Annotated in this window: 14 protein-coding genes; 4 read left to right on the forward strand and 10 right to left on the reverse strand. The window is 68.9% G+C overall.

What is annotated here, in order from left to right:
- The first annotated feature begins 11 nt into the window (after window positions 1-11).
- Both VV02_RS22070 and VV02_RS22075 read left to right on the forward strand, forming a co-directional pair.
- Window positions 12-461 carry a flavodoxin family protein gene (locus VV02_RS22070; protein ID WP_052595126.1) on the forward strand — a complete coding sequence of 150 codons (450 nt, stop codon included), beginning with the start codon at window positions 12-14 and terminating at the stop codon, window positions 459-461.
- 74 nt (window positions 462-535) lie between these two features.
- Window positions 536-1798, forward strand: coding sequence for a GNAT family N-acetyltransferase (locus VV02_RS22075; RefSeq protein ID WP_052595128.1), 1263 nt, complete (start codon window positions 536-538; stop codon window positions 1796-1798).
- Here the strand turns inward: VV02_RS22075 and menD are convergent.
- Entirely contained in the window at window positions 1795-3528 is a 1734-nt protein-coding gene (gene menD, locus VV02_RS22080; protein ID WP_052595130.1) for a 2-succinyl-5-enolpyruvyl-6-hydroxy-3-cyclohexene-1-carboxylic-acid synthase, read from the reverse strand. The genes VV02_RS22075 and menD overlap by 4 nt on opposite strands.
- Before the next feature lie 11 nt (window positions 3529-3539).
- On the opposite strand from menD, the gene nagA reads away from it, so the two are divergent.
- Window positions 3540-4697, forward strand: a complete 1158-nt coding sequence (gene nagA, locus VV02_RS22085; protein ID WP_052595133.1) for an N-acetylglucosamine-6-phosphate deacetylase — start codon at window positions 3540-3542, stop codon at window positions 4695-4697.
- Window positions 4698-4949: 252 nt separating this feature from the next.
- On the forward strand, window positions 4950-5507 hold the full coding sequence (locus VV02_RS22090; protein ID WP_052595135.1) for a MarR family winged helix-turn-helix transcriptional regulator: 558 nt from the start codon (window positions 4950-4952) through the stop codon (window positions 5505-5507).
- Between the two features lie 10 nt (window positions 5508-5517).
- Here VV02_RS22090 and VV02_RS22095 read toward each other — a convergent pair whose 3' ends face one another.
- From VV02_RS22095 to VV02_RS22135, 9 genes are all read right to left on the reverse strand, one after another.
- A complete protein-coding gene (locus VV02_RS22095) occupies window positions 5518-6273 on the reverse strand; it encodes an ABC transporter permease (RefSeq protein ID WP_052595137.1) in 756 nt (251 codons plus the stop codon).
- A complete protein-coding gene (locus VV02_RS22100) occupies window positions 6270-7316 on the reverse strand; it encodes an ATP-binding cassette domain-containing protein (RefSeq protein WP_052595139.1) in 1047 nt (348 codons plus the stop codon). The genes VV02_RS22095 and VV02_RS22100 overlap by 4 nt, the downstream gene beginning before the upstream one ends.
- Window positions 7317-7417: 101 nt before the next feature.
- Entirely contained in the window at window positions 7418-8059 is a 642-nt protein-coding gene (locus VV02_RS22105) for a PadR family transcriptional regulator (protein ID WP_052595141.1), read from the reverse strand.
- A gap of 9 nt (window positions 8060-8068) precedes the next feature.
- Entirely contained in the window at window positions 8069-9088 is a 1020-nt protein-coding gene (locus VV02_RS22110) for an aldose 1-epimerase family protein (protein WP_052595142.1), read from the reverse strand.
- Between the two features lie 21 nt (window positions 9089-9109).
- Complete coding sequence (locus VV02_RS22115) at window positions 9110-10750, reverse strand: AMP-binding protein (protein WP_052595143.1); 1641 nt, start codon at window positions 10748-10750, stop codon at window positions 9110-9112.
- Between the two features lie 42 nt (window positions 10751-10792).
- Window positions 10793-12121 carry a hypothetical protein gene (locus VV02_RS22120; RefSeq protein WP_157063503.1) on the reverse strand — a complete coding sequence of 443 codons (1329 nt, stop codon included), beginning with the start codon at window positions 12119-12121 and terminating at the stop codon, window positions 10793-10795.
- A 74-nt stretch (window positions 12122-12195) separates the two neighbouring features.
- Window positions 12196-12696 (reverse strand): DinB family protein, encoded by a 501-nt coding sequence (locus VV02_RS22125; RefSeq protein WP_052597411.1) that lies wholly within the window; start codon window positions 12694-12696, stop codon window positions 12196-12198.
- 63 nt (window positions 12697-12759) lie between these two features.
- Window positions 12760-14034, reverse strand: a complete 1275-nt coding sequence (locus VV02_RS22130; protein ID WP_052595147.1) for an MFS transporter — start codon at window positions 14032-14034, stop codon at window positions 12760-12762.
- The gene (locus VV02_RS22135; RefSeq protein ID WP_052595149.1) at window positions 14031-14639 is read right to left on the reverse strand and encodes an ArsR/SmtB family transcription factor; all 609 of its coding nucleotides are present in this window, start codon (window positions 14637-14639) and stop codon (window positions 14031-14033) included. The genes VV02_RS22130 and VV02_RS22135 overlap by 4 nt, the downstream gene beginning before the upstream one ends.
- Window positions 14640-14668: the final 29 nt, after the last annotated feature.

Consider the following 14668-nt stretch of genomic DNA (forward strand, 5'->3'; position numbering starts at 1 on the left):
GGGCACCCCCGATGTCGACGCTGCTGGTCCTGCACCACTCGCCGACGCCACTGCTGCGACGACTCCTCGACGCCGTGCTCGACGGTGCCCGGGACGACGCGATCGAAGGCGTCGCCGTCCGAGTGGTGGCCGCGCTGGATGTCACGATCGAGGACTTCCTGACTGCCGACGGCTACCTGCTCGGTACGCCTGCCAACTTCGGCTACATGTCCGGTGCGCTCAAGCACGCCTTCGACTCGACGTACGACGACGTGCGCGGCCGGGTGGGCGGGCGCCCGTTCTCGTTCTGGATCCATGGGCGCTCCGACACGACCGGAGCACGACGGGCCGTGGAGTCGATCACCACGGGACTGGAGTGGCGACTGGTGGCCGAGCCGGTCGAGGTGCTGCGACAGGTCGAGGACCTGGACCCCTTCGTCGAGCTGGGTGGCACGCTCGCTGCTGTGCTCATGGAGAGCTGACCCGAGCTGGTTGTCCGGCTGAGGTCTATCGAAAGTGCCTTGCCGGCCGCCTCGTGCTGGGGTTGGTTGGAGGCATGGCAGACGTACGCGTGGTGCCGGCGCAGGACGCCGAGCGGTTCTTGCAGACGGATCTCCTGGTGTGGTTCGACGAGCCACCCCAGGAGTCCGCCGAGCATGTGCTGTCCGGCATGCCCGAGGACCTGCGCTTCGGTGCGGAGGTCGAAGGCAGCGACTCCCGTTGGTATGCGGGCGTTTACGGCGTCTACCCGCTGACCCTCACGGTGCCCGGGCCGCACCAGAGCCTTCGCCAGCTGCCGGTCGCAGGGCTGACCTTCGTCGGCGTACATCCCGACCAGCGACGGCGAGGCGTCCTGACCGCGATGCTGGGCGACCACTTCGAGCGCACGCGCGAGGGCGACTGGTCGGGTTTGTCCGTGCTGCACGCCAGTGAGCCCGCGATCTACGGGCGGCATGGCTATGGCACGGCCTCCTGGGAGGAGACGATCACGCTCGGACGCGGCGCCAAGCTGACCTCTCCCGGCCTCGACGAGGCGGCCGGCGCAATCCGCACGAGCATGACGAGCACGACGGACGCCGATGTCGCCGAGCGGATCCGGGCCATCGCGCTCGAGGCCGGCGTCCATCAGCTCGGCGCGATCGTGCGCGAGGCTGCGCTCTACGCCCGCTTCAGCCACGACACCCCGCAGACCGTACGAGACCGTGAGCCTCAGCGCGTGCTGTTCGCGCAGCAGGACGGCAAGGACGTCGGCTACGCCTGGATCCGTCGGACTCCTGGCTGGGAGGACGGCGAGCCCAAGGGCACCCTCAGCGTCATGGAGATGACAGGGTCGCCCGCCGCTGAGCTCGCGCTCGCCCGGCGGCTGGTCGACATGGACCTCATCTCGAAGATCACGTTCAGCTGTCGCTCGACCGACGACCCGCTCATCGACTGGGTCGGCAGCCCGCGCTCCGTGCAGGGCCCGGCGCACGACAGCCTGTGGGTGCGGCTGGTCGACCTGCCCAAGGCGTTGACGGCACGCGGCTACGCGACGGCCTGCGATGTCGTACTGCAGGTCGAGGACACCCGCTGCGCGTGGAACGACGGCCGGTGGCGCCTGCGCGTGGACAACGACGGCCAGGCGACCGTCGAACGCACCGATGCGGATGCCGACCTGACGCTGACCACTCAGATGCTGGCGTCTGCCTATCTCGGCGCGAGAAGCCTTGTCACACAACATCGTTCGGGGCTGCTGACCGAGGCACGTGCCGGCGCGGTCGCCGAGCTCGACGCGTCGATGCAGATGAGCATGCCAGCGGTGGGTGCAGTCGGGTTCTAGGCGAGCGCCTTGGCAGCCGCCGCGTAGAGCTGCTCGCGCAGGCCGCGCTGTCCGTCGCGCGCGATCGGGACCTCAACGACGTGAATTCCCTTGCTCGGGTGCGCAACTCGCTCGGCCAGGCGCTCACGGTCGGTGACCAGCTCGTGCTCGATGCCGTGCGCAGCACACAGGTCGGCGATGCGCGTCCGGGTCGGCGTCGAGAAGACGCGCTCCAGCGATGCTGCGAGCTCGGGGCGACCCTGCTCGAGCGTGCCGAAGATGCCGCCACCGTCGTCGTTGACGACCACGATCGTCAGGTCAGGGACGGGCTCGTCCGGTCCGATCAGCAGTCCGTTGGAGTCGTGCAGGAAAGTCAGGTCGCCCATCAGTGCGGCGGTGGTCAGACCGGGCCGTGACAGCGCCAGACCGATCGCCGAGCTGACGGTCCCGTCAATCCCGGCGAGTCCCCGATTGGCAACCAGGACAACGTCTTTCGCGAACCGCTGCGGGTCTCGGCCCAGGTCTAGGTCACGGACGGAGTTGGACGAGCCGACATAGAGTCCACCGGACGCGGGCAGGTGATGGGCGACGGTTGCGGCGACGGCCAGTCCCGACGGCCACGAGCCGTCGATGACCTTGTCCGCCTCCGGACCGACAGCAGCACCGGCCTTGCGCCATGCGGCAGCCCACGCGCGGTCGACACAGCCTGCGACGGCCGAATGGCTGCGCTCGATGTCCGCCCAGTCGTGCACCCGACGTACGACATGGGCGGCATCGGCCCAGGTAGTCAAGGGCGTGACGACCTCGACTGAGACGTCCGGATGGCGTATCAGCCGGCCGATGTCGCGGGAGAGCGTCACACGGCCACCGATCAGGACGCGCTCGGGGCGGTTGGCGTCCAACCAGTCAGCGGCGCTCAGCAGCAGCGGGCCGTGCGGGCTCACCCGACTGCGGTGGTAGCGCCCGAACGGCTCGGCGATCAGCGGCCAACCGGCGGCGGCAGCGAGCTCGGACAGCTCGGACGCCTGGTTGGGGTCGGGCAGGTCGCCCAGCACCACGAGCGTGCGCGGCACCGGCGCGATCCCCGGACCGGTGACGGCCGGCGGGTGGCTGTGCGGTGCGCGCAGACTCAGCCACGGCTGACCCATCTCCCGGCCCTCGAGCGACTCCGGCCACGGCTCGGAGTCGTCCGTCGGGACGAGCGGCTCGCGCAGCGGGATGTTGAGGTGGACCGGGCCCGGGTCGCCGCTCGGCAGACCGCGGCTCTCGGCGATGGCACGACCGACGACGCTGCGCCAGGTGCCGTTCTGGTCCTCGCGCCGCTCCGGAGTGGCGGTCTCGTGGAACCACCGCGTGGTGCGGCCGAAGAGCTTGACCTGGTCCGTGGTCTGGTTGGCGCCCGTCCCTCGCAGCTCAGCCGGGCGATCCGCGGAAATGACGATCATCGGCACACTCGCCTGGCTGGCCTCCAGCACCGCCGGGTAGAGGTTGGCCACCGCTGTACCGCTCGTCGTGATCACCGGCACGGGCACGCGGCTGGCCTTGGCCAGGCCCAGCGCGGTGAAGGCGGCCGACCGCTCATCGACCCGGACGTGCAGCCGGAGTCGGCCCTCCTGGTCGGCGGCATGCACGGCGTACGCGAAGGGAGCCGACCGTGAACCTGGGCACAGGACCACATCGGTCACGCCGTGCCGGATCAGCTCGTCGACGATCACGGTGGCCAGCGCGAGAGAGGGGTTCACCTTAGGCATCCTGCACCAGCATGCGAGAGGATCAGCGCGTGGCTCCTGGCAATGCGTCGACCCTCATCCATGCGCGTCGTGTCCTGACGGGGCTCGCGACCCCGGCCGATCCGGCAGACGGGTGGGTCCTCGTTGAGGCTGGCGTGGTCGCCGATCTCGGCCCAGGCGCTCCCCCAGCCACTCCCGATCTCGAGATCGACGGCTGGCTGGCGCCGGCGTACGTCGACATCCACTGCCACGGCGGCGGGGGCGGTGACTTCACCTCGGCCGACACCGACTCGATCCGCGCGGCGGCGGCGTTCCACGCCGAGCACGGCACCGGCTCTCTGCTGGCATCACTGGTCACCGGACCGATCGACGACCTGTGTCGCCAGCTCTCCGCGATCGCCGACGTGATCGAGGCGGGCGACACGGTGATCCGCGGCGCGCACCTCGAGGGCCCGTACCTGTCGGCGGCCCGCTGTGGCGCCCAGAACCCGGCCTACCTGTCCGACCCCGACGTCGGCGACTTCGCCCGCATGGTCGACGCCGCTCGCGGCACGCTGCGGATGATCACCGTCGCGCCGGAGCGCCAGGGTGCAGCAGCCCTGATCGACGCGGCGCAGGCGGCCGGCGTCACCGTCGCCGTGGGCCACACCGACGGCACGTACGACGAGTGCTCGGCTGCCTTCGCCGCCGGCGCCTCGGTCGCAACGCACCTCTTCAACGGGATGCGTCCGCTGCACCACCGCGAGCCGGGACCCATCGGCGCCAGCCTCGATGCGGGCGCCTGGGTCGAGCTGATCAACGACGGCATCCACCTGCACCCCGCGACACTGCGCGTCGTGCTGGAAGCCCGGCCGGAGCGTGCCGTGCTGATCACCGACGCCATCGCTGCTGCCGGTCTGCCCGACGGCGAGCACCGGCTCGGTGGGCTCGCCGTCACCGTGAAGGACGGCGCGGCACGGCTGACCGAGGGCGGCTCGCTCGCTGGGAGCACGCTCACCATGGACGACGCCGTACGCCGCGCCGTCGCCGCCGACGTGCCGCTCCCCCTCGCCGTCGCTGCCGCCACCTCGCACCCGGCCGCCGCAGTCGGCCTCACGGGCCGCGGGTCGATCGCCATCGGCCAGCCCGCCGATCTGCTCCAGCTGAGCGACGACCTCGCTGCCGCGCCCGTGCCCACGCCCGCGGACTGAGCCTCGCGAGCTGTCACGATGCCGCTCGGCGTGTCGCCGCGGAGGGGCGATGGGGGTTCGTAGAGAAGCTCAACTTGGTTGTACATCTGTACAACCAAGTTGAGCTTCTCTACGAACCCCTCCTGCCAGCCGAGCCCGACACGCCCGACACGCAGCCCCTGGCCCTCCACAGCCCCACGTGGATGACGGCCCAGATACACACGCCACACCATTTGGCTGTAGCCATGAGCCAGGGTCGAGCACGGTCGTGCCATGTCAGTCCCTGAGTCGCTGCGGCCGGTGCCGCAATACGAACTGCCCGAAGCACTTCGCCACCTCGATCCGATGCGTCGATACTTCCTCGACCTTCATGAGGTTCCCCCGTCGACCAACCTCGTGCTCCTCCTCAGGCGCGCACTGACGACACTCGAAGAGGCTGTCGTGAACTTTGTCCGGCTCCGAGGTGAGGAGGATGTCTCCAAGGGAGACATTGAGCTCGTTCGCTGCCTCAGCGCAGGCTCCATGCCAGTGGCCGCGGTCGCCGAACATCTGCGCCTCTCTCATCAGGCGGCAGCGCGACGTGTGTCAGATCTGGCAGACCGCGGCATCGTGATGAAGAACGCCAGCTACCACGATGCGCGAGTCGCGCTCATCTGCCTGACACGCGACGGACGTGCCCTGCACGAATCGGCCTCGAAGGCCCTCGAGGACGTGCTCGAGATCCTGTGCGCTGATCTGTTGCCCGAACATGTCGACAGCCTCCTGGTTGCGCTCGCCGTCCTCGGTCAGATCCGGCCGGATCTGACCGAGGGCGACGCAGCCAAGGGCTGACGGGTCAGGGTCAGGCGTCTTCCTTGCGGAACGTGGACGTGCCCCACCAGACCGCGAGGCCGCACAGCAGTACCGACCAGAAGGTGCCCGCCAGCAGTGTCGAGCCCGCGACGTCTCCGACGAAGGAGCCGCGCACCGCATCGACGATGTGCCTGATCGGCATGAAGTCACTGGCGTGGAGCAGCCACTTCGGGCCGAGCGTCATCGGCAGCAGGATCCCCGAGAGCAAGAGCACCGGCATCATCACCATGTTGATGACCGGCGCCATGACGTCCTCGCTCTTGGTCGCCATGGCCAGCGCGTTGGACGCCGCCGCGCACGCGCCACCGATCAGCAACGTCAGCAGCAGCCCGACGACGATGCCACCGAACGGCGCACGCATCCCCATGAAGTAGCCGAGCACCACCAGGATCAGCGCCTGCACGAACAGCTGCAGCAGATCCCTCCACAGGCGGCCCATCAGCAGGGCGGTACGGCTGGCCGGCGTGACCCGCTCAGCCTCGATGACGCCCTCACGCCACTCACCGATCAGGCTGAATCCGGCGAAGAATGCACCGAAGACACCGAGCTGGACGAGCAGGCCTGGCACCAAGAACGTGAACTCGTTGTCGTAGCCGAACTGCTTGGCCAGCGGCTTGAGCAGCGGACCGAACAGCAGCAGGTAGAGGATCGGTTGGAGCAGCCCGATGATGACCCACGCCGGGTTGCGCAGGTTCATCCGCAGCTGTCGCCAGAAGACGATGTAGCTCTCGCGCAAGAACCTCATGCCCGCGCTCCTTCCGTGGGACGACCGGCTTCCTCAGCGGCGTCCTCCCCCTCGGGTGGTGCCCCGGATGCGTCCGCATCTCGAAGCGACCGGCCGGTGAGGGTGAGGAACACATCATCGAGCGTGGGCCGGTGAACTTCGATGGACTCCAACGTGATTGACGATCCGTCGAGACTGCGCAGCAGCCCCGGCACCGCTCGTCCGGCTCGCTGCACCCGACCGCGGACGTGATTGCCCTCGACCTGGACGGCGTCCCGAGAACCTGAACCCGCGATGCTCGCGAGGTGCTCAGCCGCGCGCTGCAGGTCAGCCGGGTCGGACACCTCCAGGTCGACCAGGTCACCGGAGACCTGCGCTTTGAGGTTGTCGGCGGTGTCCGCCGCGACGATGCGCCCCTGGTCGATGATGAGGATCCGGTCGCTGAGCGCGTCCGCCTCGTCCAGGTAGTGGGTGGTGAGGAAGACCGTCGCGCCGCGTCGGGTGCGCAGGTCGGCGATGTGCTCCCACAGGTTGGCTCGCGCCTGCGGGTCCAGCCCGGTCGTCGGCTCGTCGAGGAAGACCAGCGTCGGCTCGTGGATGAGGCCCATCACGATGTCGAGGCGACGCTTCTGCCCGCCCGACATGTTCTTGGGCATCCGCTCCCACAGGCCATCGAGCTGGAGCTGGTCGAACAGCTCATGGCCACGCTTCTGCACCTCGGCCTTGGATCGGCCGTAGAGCATCCCGTGGTCCATGACCTCCTCCCCGGCGCGCGCACCGCTGAAGGTGCCACCAGCCTGGGAGACGTAGCCGATGCTGCGGCGCACCTGCTCGGACTCCTTGACGACGTCGTACCCAGCGACGGTGGCCGTGCCCGCGGTGGGCTTCAGCAGCGTCGTCAGCATCCGCAGGGTCGTGGTCTTGCCGGCTCCGTTGGGGCCGAGGAAGCCCACGACCTCGCCCTCCGCGATGTCGAGGTCGACGCCGTCAACCGCGCGGACCTCCTTCTTGTCCTTGCCCCGTCCGGTCTGGAACGTCTGCACCAGGCCGCGTGCGTGAATCATCGGGCTCTCCCTTGGCTCGTTGTCGTCGCAGAGTATTCAAATTTGAATACTCTGGTCAAGCCCATTCTCGGAACAGCACACCATGGGGTACCGACGCCCGGTCAGCGACCGAGCAGGCCGCGATAGCGCTTGCGGTCAGCGTCCATCTGCCAGCCCGGGTCGTCGGCCGGCGGCGCCCACGACGTCGGTGGGTCACCCTGCAGACCCAGCTCTCCGTCACGGGCCCGAGTGATGAGTCGGCCGATCCAGGCCAGCTCGCCCTCCGCCATGACCTGCCAGAGCTCGACCAGCTCGCCCACGTGCGGCGGCGCGGTGTCTCGCGCCGCGAGGGTCTGCTCGCCGTCCTGGATCTGGTCCTCGAGCATCTTGGTCCGGGCCATGAGACTGTCGAGCACTGCCTCACGTGGCATCAGCGGCATCAGACTCATCGCGGTGTAGAAGCCGAGCCGCGAGCCCGGGACCACTGTCTCGACCGCCACGACGAACAGACGTTGCAGCTCGGCCCGGCCGTCGTCGGTGATCGTGTAGACCGCGACGTCGCGGCCGTTGTCGACCAGATCGTGACGCTCCAGCCGGTGCTGTCCGGTCAGGGTCGACAGCGCCGAGTAGATCGAGCCTGGCTTGATGTTCGCCCAGTCCTCGACCCGCCAGGACAACAGCTCGCGGCGGATCTGGTAGCCGTTGACCGGCTCGAAAAGGGATACCGCGCCCAGCACCATCAGGCGGATCTCGGTCGCGGCCATGCGGTGAGTCTAGGAAGCCGTCGCCGGACTCACGCCCCACGACGCGCTCCAGGTGTGTCCCGGGTCAAGGCGTACGAGCGACTCGCCGGTCGCGAGCGCGTTGGCCGGGCAGGTCATCGGCTCCACGGCGACGCCGGTACGCCGGGCGCTTGCGTCCGGCAACGAGTCGCCGGTGAAGACCTGGACAAAGGGGTACGCCTCCGCGTCGGCCCACAAGGTCGTCGTCGCCCCTCCCTGGCTCACCGAGATCCGCCACACATCCCGCTGGTCGAGCCCGTCACCCCGCTGGTCGAGCCCGTCACCCCGCTGGTCGAGCCCGTCACCCCGCTGGTCGAGTAGGTCCGGAGCGCTAGCGGAGGACCGTATCGAGACCGAGGCGAGATCCGTGAACGCGTGGTCCAGCTGCGTCGCGCCCACCTGCCGCGGCTGGCGGAAGTCGAGAGCCTCCGGGACCGGCGACGTCCCCGTCGGGATCAGGTGGTCGTCCACGTCCAGCACGGTCGCGGCCGGCAGGGTCAGCGTGAGGTCGTCCACGTGCTCCTCACCCGTCGTGACGTAAGGGTGCGCGCCGAAGCCGAAGGGGGCGACGGTCGTACCGACATTGGTGGCCGAAGGGGTGACGGTGAGGCCGTCGTCCGCGAGGGCGTACGTCACCCGTAGCTCGAGTGGCCAGTCCCAACCCTGTTGGGGCAGAAGGGAGTACGAGACCGTGAGTGAGCTCTCGGACTGCTCGGCCAACGACCAGAGCGCCCATCGGACCAGGCCGTGCGACGCGTTGGACCGGGCCGGCTCAGAGAGCGCGAGCTGCTCGTCCCGGCCGTCGAAGGTGAACTTGCCGTCACGGACCCGGTTGGGCCACGGCATCAGCAGCTGGCCCCGGCCACCGTCGGCCTTGGCGTCCTCGGCATAACCGCGCAGCACCGGCCGCCCGGAGACGGTGTAGCAGCGGATGCCACCGCCGACCTGCACGATCACGGCCTCGTGGTCGCCATGCCGGATCGTCCACTGCTCACCACTGGGAAGGGTCACGGGGCAACGCTACGACGCCGCCTACTCGGCCGGCGGGCCGGCGAGGATCTCTGCGGCACGTTCGCGCATCTCGACCTTGCGGACCTTGCCGGTGACGGTCATCGGGAAGGTGTCGGTGACGTGCACGTAGCGCGGGATCTTGTAGTGCGCCAGGCGACCCGAGGCGAACTCGCGGACCGCCTCCGCGGTGAGTGGCTCGGCCTCGGGCTTCATGACGACCCAGGCCATCAGCTCCTCGCCGTACTTCTCGTCCGGCACCCCGATCACCTGGACGTCCGCGATCGCCGGGTGCGTGTAGAGGAACTCCTCGACCTCGCGCGGGTAGACGTTCTCGCCGCCGCGGATCACGAGATCCTTGATGCGGCCGACGACGTTGAGGTAGCCGTCGTCGTCCATCGTGGCCAGGTCGCCGGTGTGCATCCAACGCGCCCGGTCGATCGCCTCGGCCGTCTTGTCCGGCTGCTCCCAGTAACCGAGCATCACGCTGTAGCCGCGGGTGCACAGCTCACCGGTCTCGCCGCGGCCGACGGGCAGCCCGCTGACCGGGTCGACCACCTTGATCTCGATGTGCGGCATCGCGCGGCCGGTCGTCTCCGTACGCCGCGCGAGGTCGTCATCGACGCGCGTCATTGTGGACACGGGCGAGGTCTCGGTCATGCCGTAGCAGATCGCCACCTCGGTCATGTTCATCTCCGCAACGACCCGCTTCATCACCTCGACCGGGCACGGGGAGCCGGCCATGATCCCCGTCCGGAGGCTGCCGAGGTCGTACGCCTTGAAGTCGTCGAGACCGAGCTCGGCGATGAACATCGTCGGGACACCGTAGAGAGACGTACAGCGTTCTGCTGCAACGGTTTTCAGTGTCGCCACCGGATCGAACGACGGTGCCGGAATCACCATGCAGGCACCGTGCGAGGTGGCCGCGAGGTTGCCCATCACCATGCCGAAGCAGTGGTAGAACGGCACCGGGATGCAGATCCGGTCCCGCTCCGTGTAGTCAACGAGCTCGCCCACGAAGTAGCCGTTGTTGAGGATGTTGTGGTGGCTGAGCGTCGCGCCCTTGGGGAAACCCGTGGTGCCCGAGGTGTACTGGATGTTGATCGGCTCATCGGGTGCCAGCTCGGTTGTACGCCGACTGAGCTCGTCGTCGGACGTGCGTCCTCCGGCCGCGACCAGGTCGTCCCACGAGCGCTCGCCGATGTAGACGACGTCGCGCAGATCGGGGCAGTCGCCGCGCACTTCCTCGACCATCGCGCGGTAGTCGGAGCCCTTGTGCTCGACCGCGCTCACCAGCAGCCGCATCCCCGACTGCTTCACGACGTAGGACAGCTCGTGCGACCGGTACGCGGGGTTGACGCAGACCAGCACCGCACCGACGCGCGCCGTGGCGTACTGCAGCAGCGACCACTCCGCGCAGTTGGGTGACCAGATGCCGACGCGATCACCCTTCGAGATCCCTTGCGCTACAAGGCCTTTGGCGAGCGTGTCCACGTCAGCCAGCAGCTCGGCGTACGTCCAGCGCCGGCCGGTCGGTACGTCAACGAGGGCTTCACGGTCGGCGTACCGCTCGACCGTGCGCGCGAGGTTGGCGCCGATGGTGTCGCCGAGAAGAGGCTTGTCCGAGACACCCGAGGCGTACGACGGCTGGCTGGGCTGGTTCATCGGGACCTCCTGCGAGAGCGCTGCGTTGCGTCCATGGTCAGACTAAGCGTCGCGGAACTCAGGACCCCTAGGACTCTTCGGACCGCGTGCGACCCACAACGAGATCAGGAAGATCACCGCGCAGATGACGGCCAGCGCTGGGCCGCTGCCCAGGTAGTCGATCTGCAGGAAAGTGAAGATCGCCAGGAGGATCCCCGTCGTGAACGCCCCGCCGAGCGCGATCGCGAGCCCACCGGCGCCACGCCACGGCTGCCGGCGCATGATCCCGATGACGAGCGGCACCAGTGAGAGCACAGCGAGCGCGAATGGGGCTGCCTGCAGGTAGATCAGTTGGCTCGGCCCGGTCAGCGATGTCGGCCGGCAACCCAGGACCGCTCGCCTGTGCCACTCCCCGGACGGGGTGCGCTCAAGGGCGCCCTCCGACCCCGCCGCGACGACGACGTGCTCGCCATCGGGTCTCGGCACGATGAGCAGCGTCCTTAGGTCGATCTGGACCGACTGGCCACTGCACACTCCGTGGTCCCGAGCCTTGAGCCGACGCTTCTGCTCGCGGGTGAAGGCGAACGCCGTAGACCACGCCGAGCTGGTCGGATCGCGGTGCTCGACTCGGTCGCGTCCCACGAGTCGGAAGCAGCCGAGCGCGTCTGAGCAGGCTGACCGCCCCGCGTCGGAACTCGTAGAGGGCTCACCGTTGGCGGACGTCCAGGTCCGTCCCCCGTCGATGCTTCGCGCCCATCTGGGACGGACCGCGAGCGTCGAGCTCGCCGAGCCGGCCGTCGAGTTGTGCACTGCAGAGGACACCTGGTGATCAAGGTCGCCATCAGTGCTGCCCACCTGCGCCCATACCGATCCCCCGTCGACGCGCACGTTGCTGACCTCCTGCTGCTCAGCGCAGCTGGTGGCTCCCACAGCGAGCGCGGCCAGCCCACACGTCACACCAGCGACGACGACTCGCGCGACCCGCGACCGAGACGCCCGCACCGCCGGTCGAGTAGCCCGGAGCGCTCGCGGAGGGCGTATCGAGACCCGCTGCAGATATACGACAACAGGTCCCAGCGCGACGAGCGCCACCAGGTCGGTCGGGTCGCGAAGGGTCACGCCGCCGAGGATCGGCGCTGCCGCCTCGGCCACTCCCGGCACGACTTTGAGAGCCACGAAGGCAAGGGCGACCATCAAAGCCGAGCGACCGGCGTACCCCGTGACGACGGCGAGCACCCAGGTGACCAGTACGACACCGGCGACATCGCTCAGCTTTCCGGTCCACCAGGTGCCGTACGCCGGTTTGAGGACTTGATCGTTGACTGCGAGCAGCGCGACCGCACCGGTGAGCACCGGATGCGCCAGCAGCATCCATCGGCTCCCGCTGTCCATGGCAGCAGTCTGTGGGGCAACGCGTCAGGACACAGGCCCTCACAGCGCATCGAAGCCGTCTTGGTACCGAGCCGTCATCGTCCGGTTTGCCCGTCGATCAGCTCGCGAAGGATGTCGGCGTGCCCGGCGTGGCGGCCGGTCTCCTCGATCATGTGGGTCAACGCCCACCGCAGCGTCGGGGCCTTGTCGCTCGCCTTCGGCCGCCAGGACGTGCCGCCGAGATCGGTCGCAGCGGCGATCACCGCGTTGGCCTCCTCGACCGCCTCGCGATAGCCGGCGACCACGACGTCGACGGAATCGGCGTCGACGGCCCGAAAGGTCGCCGGCCAGCTGCGGACGTGCTCGCCCAGGAACAGGGACCGTTCGACGTGGGTGAGGTGGTTGACCAGCCCGAGCAGGTTGGTCCCTGACGGGACGCCGGCCCGACGCACCTGCGGCTCCGGCACGCCGTCGACCTTCGCCGCCACCGAGGCGCGGAGGTAGTCGAGGAACCCGAGCAGCACGTCCTGCTCGGAGCTCCCCGTCCTCGGCGGAGGCTGGTCGCGTCGTCGAGTGGAGGTCGTTGGTCGGGTCATGTGCTGACCCTGACTCGAGGCGACCACCGAACGCACGCCCGCTTGCGGGTTCGGCAACATGCGTCAGGCGCCGACCGGCTCCAGGTCGTCGATCGTCCGGGTGCTGATGTTGGGTGAGCCGAGGAGCCACAGGAACGACAGCGAGCCGCCGATCCCTGCCGCGATCATGGTCGGGCCGATGCCGAGCAGCTCGCCGCCGAGGCCGCCGACGACCGCGCCGAGTGGCCGGATCCCGTAGTTGACCGTGGAGTACGCGCCGGACACCCGGCTGCGCATGAAGTCCGGCGTGACTGCAGCCTGGAGCGCGTTGTTGTTGATGTCGTAGAGCATCACGCCGCCCGCGCTGATGAACTCGACAAGGGCCAGCGTGCCGGCCCTGGCCCACACCGGTCCGCCCGCGATCGGCACGAGCGCGAACGGCGCACAGAAGAGCACCGCACCGAGCGCGATCGTCGGACCGACGCCGAGCCGCCGCGCCACACGAGCCGCGAGCAGGGCGCCCAGCAGACCACCGGTGGCGCCGATTCCGAACGCCAGGCCGATCACGCCGGCTGACAGGTGCAGGTTCCGGCTGGCGAACAGGATGATCAGCGCGCTCGCGACGAAGCTGAAGAAGTTGATCGTGGTCGAGCAGCGCAGGGAGGCCTTGAGGTAGGGGTGCCTGAGGACGAACCGCATCCCTTCGCGCGACTTGTGCAGCAAGCTCTCATCCGAGGTCTCGCGCTCGCGCATGCTCTCGTCGACCTTGACGCGTCGCGTCAGGAAGGCCGCGACGAAGAACGACACGGCGTCCACGAGGATCGCGATCGGTGCGGTCAGTAGTTGGATCAGCCCACCGGCGAGTGCCGGTCCAACGATGAAGGAACCCGAACGCGTCGTACTGACAAGGGAATTCGCCTCGAGGTACTGGTCACGCCGCACCAGGGAGACGAAGAACGAGGAGTACGACGTCTGGTAGAAGACACTCGCCGCGCCCGCAATCAGAGCCACCGCGAACAGCTGCCCGAGCGTGATCGCTCCCACGTAGTGGGCGATGGGCAGGCTGAGCATGGTCAGACCCTGGAGGGCATCGGCCCACACCATGACGCGCTGCTTGCGCGCCTGACTGTCGACCCAGGCCCCGACGAACAGCGACATCAGGTTGGGCAACCAAACCGCCGCAGTCAGGAGGCCGACCGCGGTCGGGCCGGCGTGCAGCATCGTCACGGCGATCAGCGGGAGCGCCAGCTCGGTGACGCGGTCGCCCACCTCGGAGATGGTCTGCCCGCCCCAGTAGGTCGCGAACTGACGGTTGCGCCAGAGCGCGACCTTGGGCTTCGCGGCTGTGGTGTCAGTCATGGCGTTGTTCCTTCGGGATCGGACTCGGACTCCTCCGGAGCCGTGGGAAGGACGTGCCGGATGAGCCGTACGATGCGCGCGCCCTCCGGGACCGCGCTGGCCTCGGCGTCCTTGCGCAGGACGTACGGCGTCAGCAGCTGCTCGATGGCCGACTCGATGCCCTTGAGCTCTTCGAGGGTGACGAGAACGGTCGTGTTGGCTCGCCCGGCGACGGCGCCCCAGTCGGGCTCGAGCAGCGGCTCGACGTCCCGCGTCCAGTCGCCGACCATGTCGCCCTCGACCTGCCGCATCACGGCCGACAGCGCCCGGTGGGCCTCCCGGCCTTCCTCATCGGTCGCCACGAACCGGAGGCCACGCGAAGCCGCCTCCCACCAGCGCTCTCGGCCGGTCCCCTCTCTCTGGGAGTCGCGGACCAGGCCGTGCTTGGCGAGGTGCCGGAGGTGCCAGCTGGTCACCGATGGGGAAGCCCCGACCTCCTCGGACAGGCCGGTCGCGGTGTTGGGGCCGTGCCGTTGCAGACGGGTCAGGATCGCGAGGCGCACCGGATGGGCGAGCGCCCGCATGCCCTGAGCGTCCAGCTCGATGTCGCCGTACGGATTCGCCATCAGATGTCCAAACGTGAGAGAACTGTATC

The organism is Luteipulveratus mongoliensis, from assembly GCF_001190945.1.
In the GTDB taxonomy this organism is placed as follows: Bacteria; Actinomycetota; Actinomycetes; order Actinomycetales; family Dermatophilaceae; genus Luteipulveratus; species Luteipulveratus mongoliensis.